Origin of the sequence: Duganella sp. Root336D2 (assembly GCF_001425005.1) — a bacterium.
In the GTDB taxonomy this organism is placed as follows: Bacteria; Pseudomonadota; Gammaproteobacteria; order Burkholderiales; family Burkholderiaceae_D; genus Rugamonas.
Genome location: NZ_LMDB01000002.1, coordinates 16,104 through 41,036, shown reverse-complemented (window position 1 = coordinate 41,036; position 24,933 = coordinate 16,104). Strand labels below are relative to the sequence as shown.

The following is a 24,933-nucleotide window of genomic DNA, read 5'->3' as shown; positions in this document are numbered from 1 at the left end:
CAAGAGTTACGTCAGGGCAGAAATATGGACCTAAAAAGTTGCTGAAAAGAAGTGCTAAAATAGCAATTTCACCACTTTCTGCTTTCAATGCGCCTGCTCGCCCTGTGTTTTCTGTTCCTTTCCTTGCCTGCGCTGGGCGCCGATGGCCGCAGCAGCGGCCTGACATTTGAAAAGAAGCACTTCGACATCAGGATCGAGAAGGATGGCAGCTACCAGCTCGACCTGGCCTACCAGATACGCATCAATGAAGCGGCCAGCCTGGCAGATGGCGCCAACCGCATCGTCAGCTTCAACCGTGCTTGCGAAGATATTGAGATCGTCTCGGCCGAGACAGTCAAGGCCAACGGCAAGCGCTTGAAAGTGGAAGCAGCCGCCATCCGCGAGCAGCAGGCGCCCGCCTCGGCCAACGCGCCCGAATACCTGGACCTGCAAAACAAGGTGATCCTGTTCCCCAACGTCGGCGTCGGCGACCGCGTGGCCTACCGCGTGCGCATCAAACGCCGCACGCCGGTGTTCGCCGGCCAGTTCAATGACTACAACGCCCCCGAACAGGAGCGCATCGGCCATGCGAGCTATATCTACCGCGTTCCGCAAGGCATGGCGCTGCATTCCGATGCGCGCGGCTTCAAGGCACTGCCGGTGCGCAAGGAGGACGGCTACCAGGTCTACCAATGGGACTTCGAGGGGGTCCCGGCCGCGCCGCACGAATCCGGCGCGGTAGCCCGCGTCGACACCGAAGCGCGCATGATGGTAACCACCTTTTCCAGCCATGCGGAACTGGCGCGCGCCTTCGGCGCCCTGCTGGAGCCGGCCGCGCAGCCCACGCCCGAGGTCGACGCCAAGGCAGGCGAAATCGTCGGCAAGGCCACCGGCATGCGCGCCAAAGTCAATCTGCTGGCCGACTGGGTGCGCAATAACCTGCGCCATGTGGACGTCAATTTCAACGACGCGCGCAGCACGGCTCCGCGCCAGGCGGGCGAAGTCCTGGCAAGCCGCTACTGCGATATGCGCGATTGCGTGGTCCTGCTGCAGGCAATGCTGGCCAGCCAGAATATCAAGTCCCAGCCGGCCCTGGTCAACTGGGGCGCGATGTACACGCTATCCTCGGTAGCGATGCCCGACCTGATGAGCGGGGTATTGCTGTATGTTCCAGCCAGCGACTGGTTCATCGACCCTTCCGCGATCACGCCGGCGTCGGGCTATCTTTCCTACTGGCTGATGGGAAAACCCGCCCTGCTGGCCGGCAGCGGCGAGGTTGCGCAGACGCCTTCACAGCAGCGCGACATACAGCGCAGCGACACCACCATCGAAGTGCACGCCGATGGCAGCGCGGACTACAGCATGGCCAATACCTTCCTCGGCGCCTCCAGCAGCATCCAGCGCGGCAATATGCGCGCGGTGCACGATGCGGCGGCCTATGTGGGCAACCTGCTGGCTCGCCACAACCTGCGCGGCAGCGGTACCCTCGACAAGGGCGATGAGAACGGCAGCGGCGACAGCTACCTGGTTAAAGTCAATGCGCACGGCAAGGACTTCGCCAGCTTTCCCGGCACCGCCGCAGCCGCGATCGACGGCAACCTGCTGGCGCCACTGGCTTCGGGCATCGACACGCTGCGCCGCGAAAAGCAAAGGCTGCGCCCCTTCGCCTGCCATGCCTACGAAGTCACCGAACAGGTCCGCTACAAGCTCGACGCTGGCGTGGAACTGCTGTCCATGCCGCCAGGCCTGCACCTGCACGACGACTATTTCGACTACCGCGCCAGCTACCAGCGCGACGGCGCCGACATCGTGGCCAGGCGGCGCCTGCTGGCGCACCAGGCGGGACGCGTTTGCCGCCCGGAGGATTTCACGCGCATGAAACCGACGCTGGATGCCATTGCACAGGACTTGCGCAGCCACCTGGTGCTGCGTTCAGGCCAGGCGGCGCCTGCGCCAATAACCCAGGCCAGCACCGGCAGCGCCGATGTCACCGACCAGGACCTGACAATTGAGCAGCACCGGCACAACTCCATCCTGCATGCCGATGGCAGCTCGGATGTCGACATCAGAGCCCGCATCAGAATCAACCGCGTCGGCGGTATTGCCAAGATGGCGCTGCAGCGCTTCAGCTACAACGCCACGTTGGAAACCGTCGAGGTGCTGGAAGCCTATACGCTGAAGGCGGATGGAACGCGCATCGACGTTCCCGCCTCTTCCATTGTGGACCAGGCCGAAGCCGCATCTTTCGGGCCCCTGATGCTGGAGGACCGCCGCGCCCGCAGCATCGTCTTTCCCCAGCTGGAAAGCGAGGACAGCGTGGTGTTCCATGTCCGCTTCCACGCGCGCGAACAGCTCTATCCGGGCCAGATGGTCATGAGCCACACCCCGCTCAACATGCTGCCAGGCGAGGGCCATGAAATCATCGTGGCCGTTCCGTCCGGCCGTACCGTGTACGCGGACGCACGCGGCGACTTCATCGCGCAGGCGCCCGTCAGCGCCGACGGTTATACCCGCTATCACTGGACCATGAAACCGTATGCCTACCGGCGCCGCGAGTCGGAAGCCGTCGACTTCACCGACTACGGGCCGCGCCTGTTCATTTCGACTTTCGCCAACTATGCCGAGATGGCCCAGGCATTCGAGTCGCGCTTCCGCGACAAGACGCAAGCCGGGCCTGCCGTACGCGCGCTGGCGGCGAAACTGGTCGCAGGCCGCAAAGGCGAACGCCAAAAAGCGGCCGCCATCCACGAATGGGTGCGCGCCAATATCCGTTATGTGGCGCTGTACCTTGGCGCCGGCGGCGTCGTCCCGCACACCGCCGATGAAGTGCTGGCGCGCCGCTTCGGGGACTGCAAGGACCACGCGGTGCTGATGGAGGCCATGCTGGCAAGCGCCGGCATCGCCAGCACGCCTGCGCTGGTCAATGCGGGCGACTCCTTCGTACTGGCCAAAGTGCCCGCAGGCTTCAACCATGTGATCACCTATATCCCCACGCTGGACCTGTTCCTCGACTCCACCGACAGCGCAAGCGCCGCCGGCAGCCTGCCCATTGGCGACAGCGACAAGGACGTGCTGCTGACCCGAAGCGGAAAGATTGCCCATACCCCGCCCGACCTCAGCCAGAAAGTGGTGACGCGCATGCGCTACCGCGCCGCTGCCGGCGGCGGCACGCAATTCAAGGGCGAAAACCTGGCCAGCGGCAGCAACAGCAGCCGCCTGCAGTATGCGGTCGAGCACATCGCCAGGGACGCGAAGGCCAACCTGGTAACGGACATGCTGCGCGAACGGGGCCTGCACGGCAGTGGCCGGCTCGGCTTCAGCCAGGCCGGCAAGGCTGGCGGCGGCAAGCGCTTCGCCTTCGAGGGCGAGCTGGAAGACCTGCTGCAGCCAGCCGGCACCTACGGCGTGCCCCTGTCCGCCATTTTCAGCGGCGTCGAACAGGCCGTGCAGCTGCGCAGCCAGGAACTGGCGCGCACGCAGCCATTCGTCTGTGTCGCCATCAGTGCGCAGGATGAGGCCATACTGGAACTGCCGGCCGGCACCGAGGTGCTGTCGCTGCCCTCCAATGTCGAGGCCAGCGCCGCCGGGATGCGCTACAGCGCGAGCTACCAGCGCCTGGGCAGCAGCATCGCCGTCCAGCGCACCTTGCGGCACCGGCACCGCAGCGCGGTGTGCACGCCGGACGAATATGCCGAACAGCTGAAGGTGCTGGAACTGGCGCGGCATGACCTGAAGGCCCAGGCCATACTGCGCAGTAAAGGAAGTTGATGCCGGAGGGCCGTCCCTCCGGCGCTCAGCCCAGGGCTGCGATGCCAGCCTTGGCGATCTGCGCGTCCTCGCTGGACTTCACGCCGGACACGCCTACCGCGCCGATGGTATGGCCATCCACCACGATATTCACGCCGCCTTCCAGCGGTGCTTCCACCATCGGCACGCCGACGAAGGAAGTACGGCCGCCATTGATCATGTCTTCGTAAATCTTGGTTTCGCGGCGGCCCAGGGCCGACAGGCGTGCCTTGGCTGGTGCAATATGGGACGACAGCGGCGCTGCGCCATCCAGGCGCTGCAGCCACAGCAGGTGGCCGCCGTCGTCGACGATGGCGATGGTGACCGCCCAATTGTTCTTGAGCGCTTCCGCTTCGGCGGCTGCGGCGATTTTCTTGATGTCGTCCAGGGACAGCACTGGCTTGGTGATCATTCTCTCGATTTCCTGATAATTATGGGGCCGGGGTTTCGCGGCGCGCCTTCAGCTTTTGCTTCAGTTGCGGCATGACGGCCAGGGTTGCCCGCTCGCCCGCCTGCATGGCGCCCGTGCGGTTGGTGAATTCAGCCGAACCCATCTTGCCCAGCGGCGGCTGGATCACGATGTCGGCATCGCGCAGTTCCAGCTGGTTGATGCGCTGGCCCATGATGGAGAAGGTCTGCATGATGACCTCCAGCGACGAGGTGGTGGCCTGCGTATCGGCCTGCGTCGAAATATTCACCGCGATGACGAATTCCGCACCCATTTCCTTTGCAAAGCGCACCGGCACCGGCGCCACCAGGCCGCCGTCGACGTAGGTATGGTCGCCGATCTTCACCGGCTGGAATACGCCCGGTACGGCCGAGCTGGCGCGCACGGCCATGCCGGTATTCCCGCGCTGGAACAGGATGGGCTGGCCGGTCTTCAGGTCCGACGCCACGGCGCCGAACGGCATTTTGAGCTTTTCGATCACCCGGTTGCCGACTGCTTTGTTCACGAACGACTGCAGGGCTTCGCCTTTCAGCACGCCGGAAGACTTGCCGAACAGCGGCAGCGCCCAGTCGGAAATGGTCGATTCATCGAGGTCGACAGCCATTTTCTGCAGGGCCCTGGCGTCGTTGCCGGCCGCGTACAGCGCGCCGACCACGGAACCGGCACTGGTGCCGACCACGATATCGGGCACGATGCCCTGCGCTTCCAGGGCCTTGATCACGCCGATGTGGGCGAAGCCGCGGGCGGCGCCGCCGCCCAGGGCAAGGCCGATCTTCACCTTGCGCTGGACCGGCGCAACCGGTGGTACCACGGGTGGCGATACCGGAGGTTCAACCGACACCAGCGGCACGTCGTTCGGATTGATCGGCGGCGGCAGGTCGGTGGTAACGGTAGTAGTGGGAGTCTGGCACCCGGCAAGCGCTGCGGCGGCCAGGATGGCAAAAGCGAAACGTTTTAAGTGCATGAAGTGGTTGATCTGCTCGTTTTTTTAGGCGAGCAGATTTTACCTAATAAATGGGGTACGTCCCCATTTTTCCCCATTTTTCTTCTCAGGCCGCTTGCGCGGGCTCGACAGTGGTTGAGGCCAGCGATTTCGGCAGGCTGACCGTGAAGGTGCTGCCATGCCCCGCCTCGGAGCTGATATTCAGCTTGCCGCTGTGGCGCAGCAGCACGTGCTTGACGATCGCCAGGCCCAGGCCGGTGCCCTGGGTTTCGCGCGAGCGGCTCTTGTCGACGCGGTAGAAGCGCTCGGTCAGGCGCGAAATATGTTCGGGGTTGATGCCGATGCCGGTGTCCTGCACCTGGAACTGCACCCCGGTCGGCGTGTCCTCCCAGCGCAGGCGGATGGTGCCGCCAGACGGCGTGTAGCGCACCGCATTCGAGGCCAGGTTGCCAAAGGCGCTATGCAATTCGTCCATATTGCCCATCACATCGCCGCCGTGCACTTCCAGCGAGATCTCGTGCTTGCCGCCGGACAGCGCGCGCGCTTCGTGCAGCACCTGCTCCAGCAGGGCGCCGATGTGCACGTGCTCGGGCCGCATCGGGTGGTCGACCGATTCCAGGCGCGACAGGGTCAGCATATCCTCGATCAGGTGCTGCATGCGGTGGCTTTGCTCGCTCATCAGCTTGAGGTGGGCGGCCCGGGTTTCCGCATCCAGCTCCATCGAAGCGGCGATTTCCAGGAAGCCGGCAATCACGGTCAGCGGCGTGCGCAGTTCGTGCGAGGCGTTGGCGATAAAGTCGCGGCGCATCATTTCGGCGCGCTGGGTCTCGGTAATATCGTGCGTGACCAGGATCTGGCGCCGGTTTTCAAACGGGATGATGTGCGCCACCAGCTTGCGGCCGCGGAAATTCAGCGTCAGCGGCTGGTCGTAGCGGCCCAGGATCAGGTAATCCATGAAATCCGGGCTGCGTACCAGGTTGGTCACCCGCATGCCCTTGTCGCGCGCCTGCTGCAGGCCCAGGTGTTCTTCCGCCGCCGGGTTGCACCATTCGAGGAACAGCACGTCGTCCATGATCACCACGCCGTCCGGCAGCAGGTGCATGGCCTGGCGGAAGCGCGCCAGCCATTCGGTCAACTCGGCCTGGTTCTTTTCGTCGTCGCGGCGCAGGCGGTACAGGCGCGAGAAGATATTGGTCCATTCGCCCCAGCCGTCCGGCAGTCGGCCGGGCTCCGGCTTGTCCAGCCATTCGCTGAGCTGGTACAGGTATTTGAGCTGGATGAAGACCGCTGCCAGCACGCCGGCAAACGCCGTGACGATGCCGGCCGCCAGGCCGAACCACCACCATACCAGGCCGGCCCCGGCAAGCAGGAAACCCAGCCTGATCGCGACCGGCACCCAGAACACTACTTTTGGATTCATGGTTTTTCAGTCAGCATATATCCCACGCTGCGCACCGTCTTGATCAGGTGCTCGGCATCTTTCAGCGCCTTGCGCAGGCGCAGTACGTGGACATCGACCGTGCGCTCCTCAATCACCACATGGTCGCCCCACACCTTGTCCAGCAGCTGGCTGCGCGAAAACACGCGCTCCGGGTGGGCCATGAAGAATTTGAGCAGCTTGTATTCGGCGTGGCCGATGTCGATCTTATTATCGTGCATCGACACCGTGCAGCTGACCGGATCCAGCACCACCGGGCCGGCCTTGAGCTGGGTTTCGGCCAGCTCCGGGCTTTTGCGGCGCAGCAGCGCGCGCGAGCGGGCCAGCAGCTCGCGCGGCGAAAACGGCTTGGTGATGTAGTCGTCGGCGCCGCCATTCAGGCCGGCCAGCTTGTCCTCTTCCATGCTCTTGGCGGTCAGCATGATCACCGGCACGGCGGCGAAGTGGCGGTCGCTGCGGATGCGGGCCAGCAGGCGCAGGCCGCTCTGGTCCGGCAGCATCCAGTCCAGCAGCACCAGCTGCGGGGTACGGGTTTGCATGACTTCCCATGCTTCCTGCGTGGATTGCGCCACCACGCAGTTCCAGCCCGCTTCGCGCAGCGAGAACCTCACCAGCTCAACGATCGCCGGCTCATCTTCAACAATCAGTACGGTCGTTTTGTCGGATGCCATTTATTTGCTTGCTTCTTGGGTCGCTCCGTGGGAGTGGCGGATATCCTTGCCTTCCACCACGTAGATCACGTATTCGGCGATATTCTTGGCGTGGTCGCCGATGCGCTCGATGGCCTTGGCCACCCACATCGTGTCCAGCGCCGCCGAGATTGTACGCGGATCCTCCATCATGAAGGTAATCAGGTTGCGCATGATGGAACGATACTCGTGGTCGATCACCGCGTCCTGGGCGATCAGCTCGAGCGCCTGCTTGCCGTCGCCGCGGGCAAAGGCGTCCAGCGCATCATGCAGCAGGTCGCTGGTGGCGGTGGCAATGGTGCGCACCATTTCGTAGTGATTCAGGGTCACCGCGCCGCGCGCGTGCAGGGCCTTGGCGATGCGCGCGATCTTGGCCGCTTCGTCGCCGATGCGTTCCAGGTCGGTGATCACTTTCAGCGTCGCCATCACGGTACGCAGGTCGTTGGCGGTCGGCTGGCGTTTGACGATCAGGTGGCTGCACTGGTCATCCAGCTGCACTTCCAGCTGGTTGACGCTGGCGTCTTCGGCCACCACGCGCTCGGCGCGTTCCGGGTTGCCGATGCGGAAGCAGGTCATCGCATCCAGGAACATGGTCTCGACCATGCCGCCCATCAGCAGCACTTTGGAGCGGATGCCTTCGAGTTCGGTGTCGTAAGCTTTGGAGGAATGTTCGCCCATCATAATGTCTTCTCTCTCTTTTTCTGATTAGCCAAAGCGGCCGGTGATGTAGTCCTGGGTCTCTTTGCGCACAGGATTCATGAAAATCTGGTCGGTTTCGCCGAATTCCACCAGTTCGCCCAGGTACATATAGGCGGTGTAGTCGGAGCAGCGTGCCGCCTGCTGCATATTGTGGGTCACGATGGCGATCGTGTAGTCCTCTTTCAGCTCGGAGATCAGCTCTTCGATCTTGGAGGTGGAAATCGGGTCCAGCGCGGAAGTCGGTTCGTCCAGCAGCAGCACGTCCGGCTTCACCGCCACGCCGCGCGCGATGCACAGGCGCTGCTGCTGGCCGCCGGACAGCGACAGGCCGCTCTTGGACAGCTTGTCTTTCACCTCGCCCCACAGCGCGGCTTTTTTCAGCGCCCATTCGACGCGCTCGTCCATCTCGCCTTTCGACAGGTCTTCGTACAGGCGTACGCCGAAAGCGATATTGTCGTAGATTGACATCGGGAACGGGGTCGGCTTCTGGAACACCATGCCTACCTTGGCGCGCAGCATGTTGACGTCCAGGCCTGCTTCCAGGATGTTGTGGCCGCGGTAGCGGATGGCGCCTTCGGCGCGCTGGCCCGGGTACAGGTCGTACATGCGGTTCAGGGTGCGCAGCAGGGTCGATTTGCCGCAGCCGGACGGGCCGATGAAGGCGGTTACCTTCTTCTCGTGGATGTCCAGGTTGACGTTATGCAGGCTGCGCGTCTTGCCGTAGTAGAAGTTCAGGCCGGAGATTTCAATGATTTTGCTAGCTTGGGTCATGATCTGTACTCGTTATTTTGGTGCTTTTTGCGCAAACACGGTGCGCGACAGGATGTTCAGTGCCAGGACGCTGAAGGTCACCACCAGGGCGCCGGCCCAGGCCAGGTCGCGCCAGTTGTCGTATGGGCTCATGGCGAACTGGTAAATCACGACCGGCAGGTTGGCCAGGGGCTGGTTCATGTCGGCGCTGAAGAACTGGTTGTTCAGGGCGGTGAACAGCAACGGTGCGGTCTCACCGGCCACGCGGGCCACGGCCAGCAGCACGCCGGTCATCACGCCGGCCTTGACGGCGCGCAGGCGCACCATCAGCGCCACTTTCCAGCGCGGTGCGCCAAGGGCGTAAGCCGCTTCCAGCAGCGAGTTCGGCACCAGCTTCAGCATATTGTCGGTGGTGCGCACCACCACCGGAATGGCGATCAGCGACAGGGCGATGGAGCCGGCATAACCCGAGAAGTGCTGCACTTTGGCCACGTACAGCGCGTACACGAACAGGCCGATCACGATCGACGGCGCGGACAGCATGATGTCGGTCACGAAGCGTGTCACCTGCGCCACTTTGTTTTCTTCGCCGTATTCGGCCAGGTAGATGCCGGCCAGGATGCCGATCGGGGTCGAGACAGCAGTCGACAGGCCCACCATCATCAGCGAGCCGACAATGGCGTTGCGCAGGCCGCCGCCATCGCTGCCTGGCGCCGGCGTGTCGCCGGTGAAGATCAGCACGTTAAGGGCGGAGAATCCGTTGACCAGCAGGGTCGCCAGGATCCACAGCAGCGCAATCAGGCCGAGCGACATCGCGCCCACGGACAGCGCCATGCCGACACGGTGGTAGAACAGGCGCTTACGGTAGACAGGGTTTTTGGTCTGGATCATTTGACGCCCTCCTTGCGCGACAGGCCCATCAACATCAGCTTGGCGCCGGACAGGACGAAGAAAGTAATAATGAACAGGATCAGGCCCAGCGCGAACAGCGAGGACACATGCAGCGTGCTGGAAGCTTCCGCGAATTCGTTGGCCAGGGTCGAGGCGATCGAACTGCCCGGCGAGAACAGCGACGTCGGCAGCTTGGCCGCATTGCCGATCACGAAAGTCACGGCCATGGTTTCACCCAGGGCGCGCCCCAGGCCCAGCATGACACCGCCGACCACGCCGGTCTTGGTGTATGGCAGGACGACCTTGCGCACCACTTCCCAGCGCGTGCAGCCCAGGCCGTAGGCCGATTCTTTCAGCACGGCCGGCACGATCTCGAACACGTCGCGCATCACGGAAGCGATGAACGGGATGATCATGACTGCCAGGATCAGGCCGGCGGTCAGGATGCCGATGCCCATGGTCGGGCCCTTGAACAGCGCGCCAATGAACGGCAAGACGCCGAGGGTGGATTTCAGCAGCGGCTGCACGTATTCGCTGAACATCGGCGCGAACACGAACAAGCCCCACATGCCGTAAATAATCGACGGCACACCGGCCAGCAGTTCGACGGCGGTACCCAGCGGGCGGCGCAGCCAGGCCGGGCACACCTCGGTCAGGAACAGGGCGATGCCGAAGCTGACCGGGAAGGCGATCAGCAGCGCGATACCGGCACTGGCCAGGGTGCCGACGATGGCAATCGCGGCGCCGAACTGGTCATTGACCGGGTCCCATTCGACGGTGGTGATGAAGCCAGGCCCGAACTCTTTCAGGGCAGGCAAGGCGCCGTTGATGAGGGAAATGATAATGCCGACCAGTACAAACAGTACGGTCAGCGCGAATACCATCGTGATCTTGTGGAAGAACCAATCCTGAATGCGCTGCTTGCGCACCACGGACTGCATGGCAGCTACGGAGGCACTCATGGTGGCGGGTTCCGATAACCGGAGGGGGGCTGGTGAGGTGATTTCTGCACTCATAATTTATGTTTGGTTAGCTAACCGGGGAAGCCTGCACTCAGGCTGCCCCGCTTAACTTCCTCTTGAACCGGCAACCCGGTGTCTGGCCCCGCGGGTCAGACACTGATTTACCGGTTCTCAGAAGATCAGTTCAGCGGCTTGCCCGAAGCATCCTTCAGGTTAGCCTTCCACGAACCCTGCACCAGCTTGACAACGGTGTCAGGCAGCGGCACGTAGTCCAGTTCGATGGCGGCTGCATCGCCGTTCTTGAAGGCCCAGTCGAAGAACTTGATGACTTCCTTGCCCTTGTTCGCATCAGCCTGCTGCTTGTGCATCAGGATGTAGGACACGCCGGTGATCGGCCAGGAGGTTTTGCCAGCCTGGTCGGTCAGCACCACGCCGAAGCCTGGGGTCTTGGTCCATTCCGCGTTGGCGGCAGCGGCCTTGAAGTTGTCGTCGTCAGGCTGCAGGAAGTTGCCGTCCTTGTTTTTCAGCTGGGTGTGGGCGATCTTGTTCTTCTTGGCGTAGGCCCATTCCACGTAGCCGATGGCGCCTTTGATACGCTGCACGTTGGCGGCGACACCGTCGTTGCCTTTGCCGCCCACGCCGGTTACCCACTTGACTGCGGTGCCGGCACCGATCTTGGTCTTGAATTCCGGATTCACTTTCGACAGGTAGTCGGTGAACAGGAAGGAAGTGCCGGAGCCGTCGGCGCGGTGCACCACGGTGATTTCAGCCGCTGGCAGCTTCACGCCCGGGTTCAGGGCTGCAATGGCCGCGTCGTTCCACTGGGTGATCTTGCCGAGGTAGATATCAGCCACAACCGGGCCGGTCAGTTTCAGCTGGCCAGGAGCGATACCGTCCAGGTTCACCACGGTGACCACGCCACCCATGATGGCCGGGAACTGCATCAGGCCGTCGGCATCCAGATCTTCAGCTTTGAGGGGCATGTCGGATGCGCCGAAATCGACGGTCTTGGCTTTGATTTGCTTGATACCTGCGCCAGAGCCCACGGACTGGTAGTTCAGGCCGTTGCCGGTGGATGCTTTGTAGGCTTCAGCCCACTTGGCGTAGATCGGGTAAGGGAAAGTTGCGCCTGCACCGGTCATGTCCGCTGCGAAAGCGGTCGAGAATGCCATTGCCGCCGAAGCGCCAACAACGAAGGAGGTCAACAACTGTTTCATGCGCATATCAAAGGTCCTTTTCAGGGGTTGGGTTGAATGCTGCGCAGTGTATGACGCCAATATGACAGCTTTATGACACGTCAAAATTAAGTCTAGGACAAGGTCACAAACTTGTCATATTTCTCAAATATACTATTAGTTATGAAAACAGCATTCCTAGATCGGGAGCTGTCACAGCTGGCGTTCAACCGCCGTGTGATGGCCCAGGCAGAAGACACCTCCATCCCCGTGCTCGAACGATTGCGCTACTTGTGCATTGTCAGCAGCAACCTGGATGAGTTCTTTGAAGTCAGGGTGGCCAGCCTGCTGGCCGCCGCCAGCGTCGATGGCGACCTGGCCACCCACCCTGCCCTGGCGGCCACGCTGGAGCGGGTCAGCAACGAATGTCATGAACTGGTCAAGCGCCAGTACGAAGTATTTAATACGGCGGTGTTGCCGGAAATGAAGGCCCAGGGCATCCACATCGTGCGCCACAGCCAGCGCAACGAAGCCCAGAGGGCCTGGGTCAAGGATTACTTTGATCGTGAAGTGCGTCCCCTGCTGACGCCGATCGGCCTCGATCCGGCCCACCCTTTCCCGCAAGTCGTGAACAAGAGCCTTAATTTCATCGTTGCACTGAGCGGCAAGGATGCCTTCGGACGCGGCACCGCCATCGCTATCGTTAAAGCGCCGCGCGTGCTGCCGCGCGTGATCCGCCTGCCGGACCACCTGTCCAAAGAAGGCGGCGTGTCCTTCTGCCTGCTGTCCTCCGTCATCCACGCCCACATTTCCGAGCTGTTCGCCGGGCGCGACGTGATGGCCTATTCCCAGTTCCGGGTTACGCGCGACTCCGACCTGTGGGTCGACGAAGATGAAGTGAAAAACCTGCGCCAGGCGCTGAAAGGCGAGCTGCAAGGCCGCGCCTACGGCCGCTCGGTGCGGATCGAAGTGGCCAAGAACTGCCCGCCGGAGCTGTCGCAATTCCTGCTCGACCAGTTCAGCCTGGACCAGAGCCGCCTGTACCGCGTCGACGGCCCGGTCAACATGGTGCGCCTGAACGAGATCGTGGAACAGGCGCGCCGCCCCGAGCTGCGCTTCCCGCCTTTCATCGCGGGGGTGCAGGCCAAGACCGTCAACAATGACATTTTCGCCACCATCCGCAAGCACGACATCCTGCTGCACCATCCATTTCAAAGCTTCCAGACGGTGATCGACTTCATCCGCAGCGCGGCACTCGACCCGGCCGTGGTGGCGATCAAGCAGACCGTCTACCGCACCGGCATGAACTCCGACCTGATGGAAGCGCTGATTGCAGCGGCCCGCAGCGGCAAGGAAGTCACGGTGGTGGTGGAACTGATGGCACGCTTCGACGAAGAAGCCAATATCAATTGGGCCGACAAGCTGGAACAGGCCGGCGCGCAAGTGGTGTACGGCGTGGTGGGACTGAAAACCCACGCCAAGGTCGCCCTGGTGATCCGCCGCGATGAAGGCGGCCTGGGCTACTACGCCCACCTTGGCACCGGCAACTACCACCCGACCACGACCAAGTTCTATACCGATTTCGGCATCCTGACCTGCGAGCCGCAGCTGGGACGCGACGTCAACGAAGTCTTCATGCACCTGACCAGCCTGACCAGGCCGCAGCGCATGAACCACATCTGGCTGGCGCCGTTCGCGTTGCAGGACCAGGTCATCAAAGCGATCCGGAATGAGGCAAAAATCGCAAAAACCGGGCGGCCGGGCCGGATTATCGCTAAAATCAATGCATTAACCGATGAACCTGTGATCCGGGCGCTGTACGCCGCCTCGCAGGACGGGGTCAAGATCGACCTGATCGTGCGCGGCGCCTGCACCCTGATGCCAGGTGTGCCGGGACTGTCCGAAAACATCCGGGTCCGCTCCATCATCGGCCGCTTCCTTGAACATAGCCGCATCTATTACTTCCGCAACGACCTGGCCCATGACGTGATGCTGGCCAGCGCGGATTGGATGAACCGCAACCTGCTGCGCCGCATTGAAGTGGCGTTCCCGGTACTGGACCGGGGCCTGAAACGGCGTGTGATTGCGGAAGGTTTGACGCCTTACCTGAAGGACAACTCCAACGCGTGGGAGCTGGATTCGCACGGCCAGTATCAGCGCCGCAAAGCACGCGGCAAGCAAAAGGCCTTCAGCGCCCAGCAGCACCTGATGGAGTTACTCGGTACGCCGGCCGATATGCCGGCGCATTGAAGCCTGTTCACGGGAGGAAGCATGGACCTGATCTTGTGGCGCCACGCAGAAGCCGAACCAGCCCAGCCCGGCCTGGACGACCTGGAACGCACACTCACGCCCAAAGGGCATAAGCAGGCGCGCCGCATGGGCCAATGGCTGGACTCGGTGCTGCCGGAAAATTGCCGCATCCTGGTCAGCCCGGCCACGCGCACCGTGCAGACGGTGGCGGGATTGGGCCGCAAGTACAAGATCCATCCCGACCTGGCACCGGGCGCCGACGCCAGCGATATCCTGAGAGCGGCCAACTGGCCCGCGTCGAAAGAAGCAGTGCTGGTGGTTGGCCACCAGCCCACGCTGGGCCAGGCCGCAGCCTTGCTGATGACGGGCGAGGACAGCGATTGGGAGATGAAGAAAGGCGCCGCCTGGTGGTTTGTGCAGCGCGAAGCGGACGATCCATCCGGCTTCTATTTAAAGGCCGTGATGCAGCCTGACCTCGTTACGAAATAGATCTTTCTGCTGGCCTTGTAATTGCCACATCGGATGCTAGAGTTTAATTGTATCAACTCTAGGGAGCAGCCCCCGGAAACGTCGGCTGGTTTGTTATGTGGGTATTGTTCACCATGGGCATCTTCGGCGCCATGATCGCATTAATCGCGTTCGAAATTGTCGCTGAATATCGCGGCGGACATCATCGCTTGGTCGACCGCTACCACGAGTAGCATTGCGCTTCTGTAGAAGCGAGGCTCCGCAGCAGGTCCTTCGGGATTCTGGTGTTGGAGCCTTCAGTCTTTCCGGGGTTCAGGCCAGGATGTCGAATAGCGACGAGGCGCCGCCCGATTGCTCATCCTGCGAGTAGAGCCGCACCAGCGCCTGTGCCTGCACCGTGAGCATGTGCGCCATCGACGACTTGCGGCTTTGCAGGGTATCCACTTCGCGGTCGGCCTGCGCCAGCGCACGCGACACAACGCTGCGCTGGCCAGCGAGCGATTCGAGCCGGCTGCCAAGTGCATCGGCCAGCCCCCTGCCCTCATTCGTGAACAGCTTGGTCAACGCTTCAGGATCCGCCGCCACCGCGGCATTGAGCTTGGTGCTATCGAGCTTGAGCCGGCCATTGCTGTCGACCGTCAGGCCGGCATTGGCCAGCGAATCGGTGCTGCCGCCGACCGAACGCACCAGCTGGTCCAGTTGGGTACGCACCTGGCTGAGCGCAGGATTGCCGCGCAGTGCGCCTTTTTCCAGGTTATCCAGGCGATCCTTCAGCGCGTTGAAGCCTTTGACGAATGCGTCCACGTTCTTGCCGATCTGGCTGTTGTCGCGCGCGACGGTGACCGTGGCATCGCCTTCATCAGCCAGATTGAGGGTCACGCCGGCGATGGCGGATTCCACGCTGTTATCGGCGCTCTTGATGGTCTTGCCGTCGACGGTCAGGATCGCATCCTGCGCCGCCTGGGTCTGGGTCGCCTGGCTGAACAGGCTGCGGATCGTGGCATCGCCCGCGACCGATATATTCAGCTTGCCAGCCTCGCCGCTGGCACCGCGCAATTGCAGTGCCGTGCCGGTGCCGGAACGCACCAGGCTGGCGTCAATGCCCGCTTCCTTGAGCGCATCGGCAATGCCCTGCAGTGTATTGTTGCGGCTGTCGACAGTGATGGTCTTGCTGCTGTCGCCGCTGCCGATCTTGATCACCGCCGGCGCCCCGGTTCCCAGCCGCGTATCGGCGCCCTGCGCCTCGGGGCTGATGAGGATTTGCTGCTGGGCCAGTTGGCTGACCTTGACCTGATGCGAGCCGATTTCCGCTTTGCCGTTGGTGGCCACGCCAAGCACGCTGCCGGCCGAACTGCTGCCGCGTGTGCTGAGTCCACTACCCGCCAGGCTTTCTGCGATGTCCTGGAACACCGACAATGCCGATTGCAACTGGCCGAGGCCGGAGAATCGCGCCTGGGTAAGGTTGATGCTCGCGTTGAGCTTGGCTGCAGCACCGCGTTGCGGCGCCAGCGTCTGCTCGACGCGGGCCAGCACCGCATCCGATGGCGTGCCCACGACGCTGGCATTCCCCAAGCCCAGCGAGGTCCCGTACATGGTGCTTAGCAAGCTGCTCACATTGTTCATCCTTACAGTTTAGCGCATGAACTTGGTTATTGCTCCGGCTGCTTCATTGTCGAGTGGCGCAAAAGTGAAACCGATCTTGAATTCATCGCCGCTGAAGATGCAATTGTTGACCTTGCCGCGCGTATTGACGATTTGCGGCTTGCCATCGACAAGCATCTCGAACACGATCTGGCCGCTGGCCCCGACCTGGACCTTATGCCCGGAGGTCAGGGAAATGCCTGCCAGGCCGAGGTCGAAGGTGCGCGCAGCCATGGGGCCAGCGCCATCCATCACGATCATTGCCCGTACACGTATGATTTTGCGGGCGCCTTGCCTTGAATCGACTAACAATTTCTGGTCCGGTTTCTGGTTGGAATCGAGCCTGACATTGTAGCCAATATTTAGGAAAAATCTATATTACTGAAGCTCGCGCAGGCGATTGAATGCATCATCGATACGCTCGACCGCGATGATGGTCATGCCTTCGATCGGCTGCTTGGGCGCATTCGCCTTCGGGATCATGGCGATCGAGAAGCCAAGTTTGGCCGCTTCGCGCAGACGCTCCTGGCCGCGCGGCGCCGGGCGGATTTCGCCCGCCAGGCCCACTTCGCCAAAGACCACGAAGCCGTTCGGCAGTGCCTTATTGCGCATCGAGGAGTTGATCGCCATCAGGACGGCCAGGTCGGCCGCGGGTTCGGTGATCTTCACGCCGCCCACGGCGTTGATGAACACGTCCTGGTCGAAGGCCGCGATGCCGGCATGCCGGTGCAGCACCGCCAGCAGCATGGCCAGGCGATTCTGCTCCAGGCCGACCGACAGGCGGCGCGCATTGGGCAGGTGGCTGGTATCGACCAGGGCCTGCACTTCAACCAGCAGCGGGCGCGTGCCCTCCTGCGTCACCATGACGCAGGAACCTGGCACCTGGTTCTCATGCGAGGACAGGAACAGCGCAGAAGGATTCGACACGCCTTTCAGGCCCTTCTCCGTCATGGCGAACACGCCCAGCTCATTGACGGCGCCAAAACGGTTCTTGATGGCGCGTACCAGGCGGAAGCTGGAATGGTTGTCGCCCTCGAAATACAGCACGCAGTCGACGATGTGCTCCAGCACGCGCGGGCCCGCCAGCGCGCCTTCCTTCGTGACGTGGCCGACCAGGATGATGGTGATGCCGCTGGTCTTGGCGACGCGGGTCAGCTGGGCCGCGCATTCGCGCACCTGGGCCACCGAGCCTGGCGCCGAGGCCAGGGCATCCGAATACAAGGTCTGGATCGAGTCGATCACCGCCACTTGCGGCTTGAGGTCGGCCAGGGTGCCGAGGATCTTCTCGAGCTGGATTTCGGCCTGCAGCTTGAGGTCCTTGGCATCGACCGCCAGGCGCTTGGCGCGCAGCGCGATCTGGGCGCCCGATTCCTCGCCGCTGACATACAGCACGCTCTTGACCTTGGACATATTCGCCAGCGCCTGCAGCAGCAGGGTCGATTTACCGATGCCCGGGTCGCCGCCGATCAGCACCACGCCGCCCGCCACCAGGCCGCCGCCCAGCACACGGTCGAATTCCTCGATGCCGGTGCCAAAGCGCGGCACGTCCAGCGCTTCGATATCCTGCAGCGACAGTACGGGCGCGGTCTGCGCCAGCGACTGGTGCTGGGTCTGCGAGAAGCGATTGGCGCCGGCGGCTTCGAGCACCGTTTCCACCATGGTGTTCCACTGCTGGCAGGACGAGCACTGGCCGGTCCACTTGCTGCTGATGCCCCCGCATTCGCTGCAGGTATAGTTGGTCTTCGCCTTGGCCATGGTTTAAGCCTCGGTCACGTGCACGCGCGGCGCCAGGGCGCACATCAATTCATAGCCGATGGTGCCGGCGGCAGTTGCCACATCGTCGATCGGCATGCCCTCCCCCCACAGCACGACTTTGCTGCCGACGCGGGCGTTCGGCACATTGGCCAGGTCGACCGTCAGCATGTCCATCGAGACGCGGCCGACCAGGCGCGTGCGCACGCCATCGACCAGGATCGGCGTGTCGAGCGGCGCGTGGCGCGGGTAGCCGTCGGCATAGCCGCAGGCCACCACGCCGATGCGCATGGCTTGCTCGGCCCTGAAGCGGCTGCCGTAGCCGACATAGTCGCCAGCACCGATTTCCTGCACGCCGATCAATTCGCTGGACAGGGTCATGGTCGGCCTCAGTCCGAACTGCTCGGCAGTCTTGCCGCCGGGCGAGCCGCCGTACAGCATGATGCCGGGGCGGATCCAGTCTGTCGCCAGGCCGGCGCCCAGTTGCGGCATATGCAGGATGCCGGCCGAATTGCACAGGCTGCGCGGGCCGGGCAGGCCGGCAGTGCCATCATTAAAGCGGCGCACCTGCTCCGCCAGCGGCATGCACGGGTGATGCAGCTGGTCGGCATTGGCAAAGTGCGTCATCAGGGTAACCGTGCCGACATGCGGGATGGCGCGCAGGCGGGCGTGGGCGGCGGCGTATTCGCCCGGCTTGAAACCGAGGCGGTTCATGCCGGTGTTCATTTTCAGGTGCACATTGATTGGCCGCGCCAGCGCTGTACGCTCCAGCAACTCAAGCTGCTCCAGGCAATGTACGGTGCCTTCAATACTATGTTCCGCCATGGCCAGCAAGTCAGCAGAGTCGAACCATCCCTCTAAAAGAAGAATCGGCTTATTCCAGCCGAGTTCGCGCAGGCGCACGGCATTGTCCGGCTCGATCAGCGCCAGGCCATCTGCTGCGGCGAAACCGCGCATGCCGCGTTCCAGCCCATGCCCGTAAGCATTGGCTTTGACGACGCCCCAGGCTTTTGCGCCCGGCGCGCAGGCTTTGGCGCGCGCCAGGTTATGCTGCATTGCAGCGAGGTGGATGTGCGCGACGATTGGCCTAGGCATATCAAAAACCAGCAGAATAAGAAAGCAGCATTCTACCTTTTGCGCCTGCCAGATGCTGGCCGAATTCTTGGGAAACCTTACTTTCCATGGTATAAAGCATCCCGAGATTATTATCTGGCGTCCCTGAATGAATCGTGGTTTCTATACCATCATGGCCGCGCAGTTCTTTTCGTCGCTGGCAGACAATGCTCTGCTGATCGTGGCGATCGACCTGCTGCTGACCATGCAAGCTCCGCCATGGGTGACCCCATTGCTGAAGCTGACTTTTGTGCTGTTTTACGTGCTGTTGGCAGCATTTGTAGGCGCTTTCGCTGACGCCCTGCCGAAAGGCCGGGTCATGTTCATTTCCAACCTGATCAAGATCTTCGGTTGCGCACTGATTTTCTATCACGTGCACCCGCTGGCAGCTTATGCCGTGGTCGGTTTTGGCGCCGCGGTGTACTCGCCGGCCAAATACGGCATCCTGACTGAGCTGCTGCCGCCGGAAAAGCTGGTGGTAGCGAATGGCTGGATCGAGGGCTTGACGGTCAGCTCCATCATCTTCGGCATTGCCATGGGCGGGGCCCTGATCGGCGGGCCGGTCTCGGCAGCGCTGCTGCACATCGATATCCCGGGCATCGAAACGGGCCTCGATACCACGGCCGAGATTGCACTGGCGGTGGTCGGGGTAACTTACCTGCTGGCGGCCCTGTTCAACCTGCGCATCCCGGATACCGGCTATATCTACGAGCACCAGGAACGCAACCCGCTGCGCATGATTTCCGAATTCGCCGGATGCTGCAGCATCCTGTGGCGCGACAAGCTGGGCCAGATTTCGCTGGCCGTCACCACCCTGTTCTGGGGTGCCGGCGCGACGCTTCAATTCATCGTCCTGGAATGGGCCAAGCAATCGCTGGGCATGCCGCTGAATAAAGCGACCAGCACCATCGCTATCGTCGCGGTGGGCGTGGCAATCGGCGCCGGCATGTCGGCACGCTTCATCACGCTGCGCAAATCGCTGACGGTGATCCCGCTGGGCGTTGCCATGGGCATCATCGTGATGGGCATGGTCTTCGTGCACGACGTGCGCCTGGCCTACCCGCTGCTGCTGGTGGTGGGCTTGCTGTCAGGCTTCTTCGTGGTGCCGATGAATGCGCTGCTGCAACACCGCGGCCACGTGCTGATGAGCGCGGGCCACTCCATCGCGGTACAGAATTTCAACGAGAACCTGTCGATCCTGACCATGCTGGCGGTGTACTCGCTGATGGTGAAATTGCACCTGGGCCTGAATACCATTATCGTCTTGTTTGGCCTGTTCGTTGCCGGCTCCATGCTTGGCATCATGCGACTGCATGCTGCCAACCAGCGCGAGCACGACTCGCTCAGCCTAATCGGAGAACATAAGCACTAAGCGCAATGAAACGAGGTTTCTATACCATTATGGCGGCGCAGTTCTTCTCGTCGCTAGCCGATTCTGCGTTGCTGATCATCGCAATTTACGTACTGGGTACCATGAAAGCGCCGGCGTGGATGACGCCGATGCTGAAGGAGACCTTCGTCCTGTTCTACGTGCTGCTGGCAGCCTTTGTCGGCGCCTTTGCCGATGCCCTGCCCAAGGGCCGCGTCATGCTGATCGGGAACATGATCAAGATCTTCGGTTGCGCCCTGTTTTTCTATGACGTGCACCCATTGCTTGCCTATGCTGTCGCCGGCCTGGGCGCAGCGATCTATTCACCGGCCAAGTACGGCATCCTCACCGAACTGCTGCCGCCTGAGAAGCTGGTAGCCGCCAACGGCTGGATCGAAGGCTTGACCGTCAGCTCGATTATCCTCGGCACCGCACTGGGCGGCGCCCTGATCGGCGGCCCGGTCTCGGCCGGGCTGCTGGCGCTTGACGTGCCCGGCGTCGATACCGGCTTCGATACGGTCAGCGAAATCGCGCTGGCCTGGGTTGGCGTGGTCTACCTGCTGGCAACCATCTTCAACCTGCGCATACCGGACACCGGCTACGTCTACCCGCGGCAAGAACGCCACCCATTCCGGCTGATCCGCGATTTCGCAGATTGCTGCGGCATCTTGTGGCGCGATAAGCTGGGCCAGATTTCCCTCGCCGTCACCACCCTGTTCTGGGGTGCGGGGGCGACCTTGCAGTTCATCGTACTCGAATGGGCCAGGCAGTCGCTCGGCATGCCGCTGAATAAAGCCACCACCACGGTCGCCATCGTGGTGGTCGGGGTAGCGCTGGGCGCAGTGATGTCGGCGCGCTTCATCACCTTGCGCAAGGCGCTGTCGGTGATCCCGCTGGGAATCGCGATGGGCGTGATCGTGATGTCGATGATTTTCGTGCACGACCTGCGCCTTGCCTATGTACTGCTGCTGGTGGTAGGTGCGTTGTCGGGCTTCTTCGTCGTGCCGATGAATGCCCTGCTGCAGCACCGGGGGCACGTCCTGATGAGCGCTGGACATTCGATCGCGGTGCAGAACTTCAACGAGAACCTGTCGATCCTGACCATGCTGGCCGTGTATGCCATGATGGTGAAGCTGGGCCTGGCGCTGAACACGATCATCGTGCTGTTTGGCTTGTTCCTCGCGGGCTCGATGCTGGCCATCATGGCGCTGCATGCCGCCAACCAGCGCAAGCAGGATTCGCTCGGCCTGATCGGCGAGCATCACTAAGACGGCAAAGCCCCGTCGCTGCGGCGCGCCTGGGCACGGGCGCGCCAGTCATCCGGCACCACAAAGCCGCGCTCCACTTCTTCCAGCCAGCCGCCCTCTTCCTGCACCGTTGCGACCAGCACCGGGTTTGTGTCGGTGGCGAATTTTTCCGCCAGGACGTCCAGCAATGCCGCGCGCGTGAGCGGCGCCGGAGTCGGCGCGCTTTCGCTGCGCAGCGCCGGCGTGCGCAGGGGCGCCAGCCAGTGCAGGCGCGGCATCACGATGAATTGCCCGTCTTGGGCTGCGGCTTGTTCGGCATGGGTCCGCCAGTGACCGCGGCAATGGTCGGGCGAGATGCCTTCGATCTGCGGCGCTGCTTCGGTGGCGTGGTAGAACAGCCAGCCTTTGACCAGGGCCTGGGCCCTGGTGATCGGCGCCGGCGCGACTTTTTGCGCGATCGGATGTTGGGAGAGCTGCAACTGGGCGTTGAAGATCTTGCGCATCTTCAGGCCGAGCGTATCGGCCAGGTTGGGGCCGATGAGGCGATTATAGTTTCCACTGTCCGGGTCGCCGTCGAGCAGGTAGAACTTGGTGGCGAACTCGATGTGGCGCAGGTTTTCGCTGCCCTCCTCCTGCAGGAGGAAGTCGAATTCCCCGATGGTGCCATTCTTTCCGTCACGGACCTGCAGGCCGTGCGCGGCCAGGGTGCCTTGCTGCGCGAAGTAGAAGGCCATCAGCTTTTCAGCGTACAGGCCAAGGCGCGAGTAGAAACGGTTGCCGAGGGCTTCGTCCAGCGGCGATGGATCGGCGTCGAGGTCGTCCAGCCAATTGGCTACGGCGGGCGCTATGGGCCCCAGCGTGGCGATCCTGCCTTGCCAGTGCGCGCTGGCCGGGTCGAGCAGGTCGGGCGAATCGAGCAGCCAGGCCAGCGCGCGGACGTGGGGCCGCGTGAGGTGGCCCCATTTGCGATGGAATGTCCTAGCGTCGGCCGGCATGGGCGGCTTTGGCAAGGCACAGGTCCTGCCATGCCTTGGCCTTGTCTTCCGGCTTTTTCAGCAGGTCGGCCGGGTGGTAGGTGGCAACGACTGGCACAGCGCCGTGCAGCATGATGCGGCCGCGGGCGGCGCCGCCCAGCAAGCCCTTGCCGGTGGTGTGGCCGAAGGCGACGATGACTTTTGCCTGCGTCAGTTCCAGTTCACGCTGGAGGTATGGACGGCAGGCCTGCAGCTCCTCGGCGCTCGGCGCGCTTGGGGCGTGGCATTTCACCAGGCTGGTGAGGTAGGCGCCCTTTTCCGTGGCCTGGCCGACGGCTTTCAGCATATTGTCCAGCAGGTAGCCAGGGTCGCCGGCAAACTGGTAGCCTTCGCTGTCTTCAGCCGGGCCTGGTGCGGTATCGAGGGCGATCCAGCTTGCCTGCTGGTCGCCGCGGCCCGGGATCGCCTGCTGGCGGGTTTCGCAACGGCCGCAGCGGCTGCAGGCGCCGATTGCCGCCTGCAGCGCGGGCCAGTCCATCTGGGCGATCTGTTCGTCGCTGAATTGCCCCTGCTGCGCAGCGCGGGCGGCAGCCGGGGCCCTGACCGGCGCGGCAGCTTGCTCGTCGTCGAACCAGGATGGCGGTTCGTCCATCGGAATATCGTCGTAGGCTGGCATATCGTCTGGCTTGGCTGCTGGCGGGGCGCTGGCAGGGCGCGGCGCAATTGGCGCCGGCCGTGCCGCCTGGGCTTGGGATTGGCGCTGTGGCGGAGCTTCGGCGGGCTGCTCGGGTGCTGCCACTTTCTTGCGCTGCGGTTTGTATTCGGGCGTCGGGGCGTCGTCAAACCAGGACATGTCCTCGCCTGTCGATGTGATGCTTGGCGTGCCGGCCGTGCGAGGGGGCGCGACGGGAGCGGCCGGCGCAGGCGGCATGTCGGCGACTGCTTCAGCGGCAGCAGGCGCCGGCGCAACGGGCGCGGAGTGCGGGACGACGACTGCGGCCTGCGGGGCCTCGGCTTGCACCGGCGCCAGCGGCGCTTGTGCATGTGCGTGCGCGGGCCCAGGCTCGGGCTCGGCCACGGCTGCATCGGCGGCGCCAGGCGAAACCGGGCGATTGCGCAGGCGCCACTGCGGCCCCACGCCCATCTCCTCCAGGAACACTGCGGATCGACGATCCGTCATAGCCCAAAACGCATCACGATAGCGTCCTCACGGGTTGAATCGGCAGCAGGATAATACCCCTTGCGGCGGCCGATTTCGGCAAAACCATAGCGCTGGTAAATTTCCAGCGCACGCACGTTGGACGGCCGCACTTCCAGCAGGATCGACTCCATGCCGAGCCCGCGCGACAAGGCAACCGCCTGGTTCACCAGCAAGCGCCCCACGCCGCGGCCCTGCCAGTTGCGCGACACCGCGACATTCAGCAGGTGCGCCTCGTCGACAATCCCCATCACCAGGAAATACCCCATCAACTGGCGATCCTGGGCGCGCAGCACCCAGGCGTGATAGCCCTGCGACAGCGAATCGGAAAAATTGGTGCGGCTCCATGGATATGGGTAAACCTGCTGTTCCAGCGCCACCACCTCATCGAGGTCACTTTCCTGCATCGGCTCGTAAATAAGCCGGGCCAGATCCCATAACTGATGCATCATGCCTGCGACGCCTTCATTTCCTGACGTTCCGCCTTGGTGTAGGCAACCTTATTGCGCAGGTACAGCGGCTGCGCCTGGGCTGCCGGCACGGCGTGCCCGGCAGAGAAAGCGGCGCGCCCGAGCTGCGCGACCTGCACCGCATGCGGCATGATGGCGCCATCGGCGCCGTCGGCGAAGGCCTTGCCGGCAAACGCTTCGGCATAGGCGGCAAAGCCGTTGCCGCAGGCACACGCCGCAGCTGCCGGGGCGACGGCGCCAGGCGCCGACAGGGCTGGCGGCAGGACCGCAAGCGGCAGGCCGCCTTCAAAACGGTACTGGGCCCAATACACTTCATTCATGCGCGCATCGAGCACCGCCAGAACTTCATCGGACGCGTGGCGCTCGCGGCAGGCCAGCGCCATGGCGTCCAGTGTCACGATCGGCAGCAGCGGCAGGCCGGCGCCAAAACCGAGGCCCTGGGCGATGCCGCAAGCGGTGCGCACGCCGGTAAAGGAACCTGGGCCGGCGCCGTAGGCGATGGCATCGCAATCACGCAGGACTATGCCCGCCTCCGCGAGCAGCTCCTGGATCATGGGCAGCACGGCCTGGGAATGGGTGCGCACGCCGGACGACTCGCGGAAATACACGCGCTCCCCGCGCAGCAAGGCGCAGGAAGCCATTTCAGAGGATGTTTCGATTGCAAGAATGGTAGCCATGGCCGGTATTTTAC

Annotated in this window: 22 protein-coding genes; 5 read left to right on the top strand and 17 right to left on the bottom strand. The window is 63.0% G+C overall.

All coding sequences use genetic code 11. The annotated features are described in order from the left end of the window. The first annotated feature begins 87 nt into the window (after positions 1–87). Positions 88–3,747 carry a DUF3857 and transglutaminase domain-containing protein gene (locus ASD07_RS03600; protein ID WP_055925453.1) on the top strand — a complete coding sequence of 1,220 codons (3,660 nt, stop codon included), beginning with the start codon at positions 88–90 and terminating at the stop codon, positions 3,745–3,747. A gap of 25 nt (positions 3,748–3,772) precedes the next feature. Here ASD07_RS03600 and ASD07_RS03595 read toward each other — a convergent pair whose 3' ends face one another. The 9 genes from ASD07_RS03595 to pstS all read right to left on the bottom strand — a co-directional run bounded on the left by ASD07_RS03595 (position 3,773) and on the right by pstS (position 11,808). After that, on the bottom strand, positions 3,773–4,177 hold the full coding sequence (locus ASD07_RS03595) for a heme-binding protein (RefSeq protein WP_055925450.1): 405 nt from the start codon (positions 4,175–4,177) through the stop codon (positions 3,773–3,775). Between the two features lie 19 nt (positions 4,178–4,196). Then, on the bottom strand, positions 4,197–5,177 hold the full coding sequence (locus ASD07_RS03590; protein WP_082507103.1) for a patatin-like phospholipase family protein: 981 nt from the start codon (positions 5,175–5,177) through the stop codon (positions 4,197–4,199). Between the two features lie 85 nt (positions 5,178–5,262). Further along, positions 5,263–6,576, bottom strand: a complete 1,314-nt coding sequence (phoR, locus tag ASD07_RS03585) for a phosphate regulon sensor histidine kinase PhoR (RefSeq protein ID WP_055925447.1) — start codon at positions 6,574–6,576, stop codon at positions 5,263–5,265. Beyond that, positions 6,573–7,265: a phosphate regulon transcriptional regulator PhoB gene (gene phoB, locus ASD07_RS03580; protein WP_055925444.1), complete on the bottom strand. Its 693-nt coding sequence runs from the start codon at positions 7,263–7,265 to the stop codon at positions 6,573–6,575. Before phoB ends, phoR begins: the two co-directional genes overlap by 4 nt. Continuing rightward, the gene (gene phoU, locus ASD07_RS03575) at positions 7,266–7,964 is read right to left on the bottom strand and encodes a phosphate signaling complex protein PhoU (protein WP_055925440.1); all 699 of its coding nucleotides are present in this window, start codon (positions 7,962–7,964) and stop codon (positions 7,266–7,268) included. Positions 7,965–7,988: 24 nt separating this feature from the next. After that, a complete protein-coding gene (gene pstB / locus ASD07_RS03570; RefSeq protein WP_055925437.1) occupies positions 7,989–8,753 on the bottom strand; it encodes a phosphate ABC transporter ATP-binding protein PstB in 765 nt (254 codons plus the stop codon). Positions 8,754–8,765: 12 nt separating this feature from the next. After that, positions 8,766–9,623 carry a phosphate ABC transporter permease PstA gene (pstA, locus tag ASD07_RS03565; protein ID WP_055925433.1) on the bottom strand — a complete coding sequence of 286 codons (858 nt, stop codon included), beginning with the start codon at positions 9,621–9,623 and terminating at the stop codon, positions 8,766–8,768. Beyond that, on the bottom strand, positions 9,620–10,585 hold the full coding sequence (gene pstC, locus ASD07_RS03560; RefSeq protein ID WP_229207051.1) for a phosphate ABC transporter permease subunit PstC: 966 nt from the start codon (positions 10,583–10,585) through the stop codon (positions 9,620–9,622). The genes pstA and pstC overlap by 4 nt, the downstream gene beginning before the upstream one ends. A 179-nt stretch (positions 10,586–10,764) precedes the next feature. Next, complete coding sequence (pstS, locus tag ASD07_RS03555; RefSeq protein WP_055925428.1) at positions 10,765–11,808, bottom strand: phosphate ABC transporter substrate-binding protein PstS; 1,044 nt, start codon at positions 11,806–11,808, stop codon at positions 10,765–10,767. Between the two features lie 135 nt (positions 11,809–11,943). Between pstS and ppk1 the strand changes: the two genes are divergently transcribed. Together ppk1 and sixA are read left to right on the top strand one after the other, a co-directional pair. Continuing rightward, a complete protein-coding gene (gene ppk1, locus ASD07_RS03550; protein ID WP_055925425.1) occupies positions 11,944–14,010 on the top strand; it encodes a polyphosphate kinase 1 in 2,067 nt (688 codons plus the stop codon). Positions 14,011–14,031: 21 nt separating this feature from the next. Next, positions 14,032–14,499 (top strand): phosphohistidine phosphatase SixA, encoded by a 468-nt coding sequence (gene sixA / locus ASD07_RS03545; RefSeq protein ID WP_055925422.1) that lies wholly within the window; start codon positions 14,032–14,034, stop codon positions 14,497–14,499. A 291-nt stretch (positions 14,500–14,790) separates the two neighbouring features. Here the strand turns inward: sixA and fliD are convergent, their stop codons facing one another. The 4 genes from fliD to alr all read right to left on the bottom strand — a co-directional run bounded on the left by fliD (position 14,791) and on the right by alr (position 18,966). Beyond that, positions 14,791–16,092, bottom strand: coding sequence for a flagellar filament capping protein FliD (gene fliD, locus ASD07_RS03540; protein ID WP_162246529.1), 1,302 nt, complete (start codon positions 16,090–16,092; stop codon positions 14,791–14,793). Positions 16,093–16,110: 18 nt separating this feature from the next. Beyond that, positions 16,111–16,431 carry a PilZ domain-containing protein gene (locus ASD07_RS03535; RefSeq protein WP_373922069.1) on the bottom strand — a complete coding sequence of 107 codons (321 nt, stop codon included), beginning with the start codon at positions 16,429–16,431 and terminating at the stop codon, positions 16,111–16,113. A 66-nt stretch (positions 16,432–16,497) separates the two neighbouring features. Continuing rightward, positions 16,498–17,874 carry a DNA repair protein RadA gene (radA, locus tag ASD07_RS03530; protein WP_055925416.1) on the bottom strand — a complete coding sequence of 459 codons (1,377 nt, stop codon included), beginning with the start codon at positions 17,872–17,874 and terminating at the stop codon, positions 16,498–16,500. A 3-nt stretch (positions 17,875–17,877) separates the two neighbouring features. Beyond that, the gene (gene alr / locus ASD07_RS03525; protein WP_055925413.1) at positions 17,878–18,966 is read right to left on the bottom strand and encodes an alanine racemase; all 1,089 of its coding nucleotides are present in this window, start codon (positions 18,964–18,966) and stop codon (positions 17,878–17,880) included. 127 nt (positions 18,967–19,093) lie between these two features. Between alr and lplT (ASD07_RS03520) the strand changes: the two genes are divergently transcribed. Continuing rightward, positions 19,094–20,356 carry a lysophospholipid transporter LplT gene (gene lplT / locus ASD07_RS03520; RefSeq protein ID WP_055925409.1) on the top strand — a complete coding sequence of 421 codons (1,263 nt, stop codon included), beginning with the start codon at positions 19,094–19,096 and terminating at the stop codon, positions 20,354–20,356. 5 nt (positions 20,357–20,361) lie between these two features. Continuing rightward, positions 20,362–21,621: a lysophospholipid transporter LplT gene (lplT, locus tag ASD07_RS03515; protein WP_055925407.1), complete on the top strand. Its 1,260-nt coding sequence runs from the start codon at positions 20,362–20,364 to the stop codon at positions 21,619–21,621. Here the strand turns inward: lplT (ASD07_RS03515) and ASD07_RS03510 are convergent. The 4 genes from ASD07_RS03510 to tsaB are packed head-to-tail and all read right to left on the bottom strand — an operon-like array spanning position 21,618 to position 24,919. Beyond that, positions 21,618–22,610: a DUF1853 family protein gene (locus ASD07_RS03510; RefSeq protein ID WP_307142979.1), complete on the bottom strand. Its 993-nt coding sequence runs from the start codon at positions 22,608–22,610 to the stop codon at positions 21,618–21,620. The two genes, lplT (ASD07_RS03515) and ASD07_RS03510, sit on opposite strands and share 4 nt — an antisense overlap. Beyond that, on the bottom strand, positions 22,579–23,754 hold the full coding sequence (locus ASD07_RS03505) for a uracil-DNA glycosylase (protein ID WP_156397849.1): 1,176 nt from the start codon (positions 23,752–23,754) through the stop codon (positions 22,579–22,581). The genes ASD07_RS03510 and ASD07_RS03505 overlap by 32 nt, the downstream gene beginning before the upstream one ends. Beyond that, positions 23,751–24,221, bottom strand: a complete 471-nt coding sequence (gene rimI / locus ASD07_RS03500) for a ribosomal protein S18-alanine N-acetyltransferase (RefSeq protein ID WP_055926219.1) — start codon at positions 24,219–24,221, stop codon at positions 23,751–23,753. Before rimI ends, ASD07_RS03505 begins: the two co-directional genes overlap by 4 nt. After that, positions 24,221–24,919, bottom strand: a complete 699-nt coding sequence (gene tsaB / locus ASD07_RS03495) for a tRNA (adenosine(37)-N6)-threonylcarbamoyltransferase complex dimerization subunit type 1 TsaB (protein ID WP_055925398.1) — start codon at positions 24,917–24,919, stop codon at positions 24,221–24,223. The genes rimI and tsaB overlap by 1 nt, the downstream gene beginning before the upstream one ends. Positions 24,920–24,933 lie beyond the last annotated feature (14 nt).

Excerpts from the sequence above, each read along its gene's own strand:
- ASD07_RS03600 (WP_055925453.1), top strand. The coding sequence starts at position 88 with ATGCGCCTGCTCGCCCTGTGTTTTCTGTTCCTTTCCTTGCCTGCGCTG.
- ASD07_RS03595 (WP_055925450.1), bottom strand. The coding sequence starts at position 4,177 with ATGATCACCAAGCCAGTGCTGTCCCTGGACGACATCAAGAAAATCGCC.
- ASD07_RS03590 (WP_082507103.1), bottom strand. The coding sequence starts at position 5,177 with ATGCACTTAAAACGTTTCGCTTTTGCCATCCTGGCCGCCGCAGCGCTT.
- phoR (WP_055925447.1), bottom strand. The coding sequence starts at position 6,576 with ATGAATCCAAAAGTAGTGTTCTGGGTGCCGGTCGCGATCAGGCTGGGT.
- phoB (WP_055925444.1), bottom strand. The coding sequence starts at position 7,265 with ATGGCATCCGACAAAACGACCGTACTGATTGTTGAAGATGAGCCGGCG.
- phoU (WP_055925440.1), bottom strand. The coding sequence starts at position 7,964 with ATGATGGGCGAACATTCCTCCAAAGCTTACGACACCGAACTCGAAGGC.
- pstB (WP_055925437.1), bottom strand. The coding sequence starts at position 8,753 with ATGACCCAAGCTAGCAAAATCATTGAAATCTCCGGCCTGAACTTCTAC.
- pstA (WP_055925433.1), bottom strand. The coding sequence starts at position 9,623 with ATGATCCAGACCAAAAACCCTGTCTACCGTAAGCGCCTGTTCTACCAC.
- pstC (WP_229207051.1), bottom strand. The coding sequence starts at position 10,585 with ATGAGTGCCTCCGTAGCTGCCATGCAGTCCGTGGTGCGCAAGCAGCGC.
- pstS (WP_055925428.1), bottom strand. The coding sequence starts at position 11,808 with ATGCGCATGAAACAGTTGTTGACCTCCTTCGTTGTTGGCGCTTCGGCG.
- ppk1 (WP_055925425.1), top strand. The coding sequence starts at position 11,944 with ATGAAAACAGCATTCCTAGATCGGGAGCTGTCACAGCTGGCGTTCAAC.
- sixA (WP_055925422.1), top strand. The coding sequence starts at position 14,032 with ATGGACCTGATCTTGTGGCGCCACGCAGAAGCCGAACCAGCCCAGCCC.
- radA (WP_055925416.1), bottom strand. The coding sequence starts at position 17,874 with ATGGCCAAGGCGAAGACCAACTATACCTGCAGCGAATGCGGGGGCATC.
- alr (WP_055925413.1), bottom strand. The coding sequence starts at position 18,966 with ATGCCTAGGCCAATCGTCGCGCACATCCACCTCGCTGCAATGCAGCAT.
- lplT (WP_055925409.1), top strand. The coding sequence starts at position 19,094 with ATGAATCGTGGTTTCTATACCATCATGGCCGCGCAGTTCTTTTCGTCG.
- lplT (WP_055925407.1), top strand. The coding sequence starts at position 20,362 with ATGAAACGAGGTTTCTATACCATTATGGCGGCGCAGTTCTTCTCGTCG.
- ASD07_RS03505 (WP_156397849.1), bottom strand. The coding sequence starts at position 23,754 with ATGACGGATCGTCGATCCGCAGTGTTCCTGGAGGAGATGGGCGTGGGG.
- rimI (WP_055926219.1), bottom strand. The coding sequence starts at position 24,221 with ATGCATCAGTTATGGGATCTGGCCCGGCTTATTTACGAGCCGATGCAG.
- tsaB (WP_055925398.1), bottom strand. The coding sequence starts at position 24,919 with ATGGCTACCATTCTTGCAATCGAAACATCCTCTGAAATGGCTTCCTGC.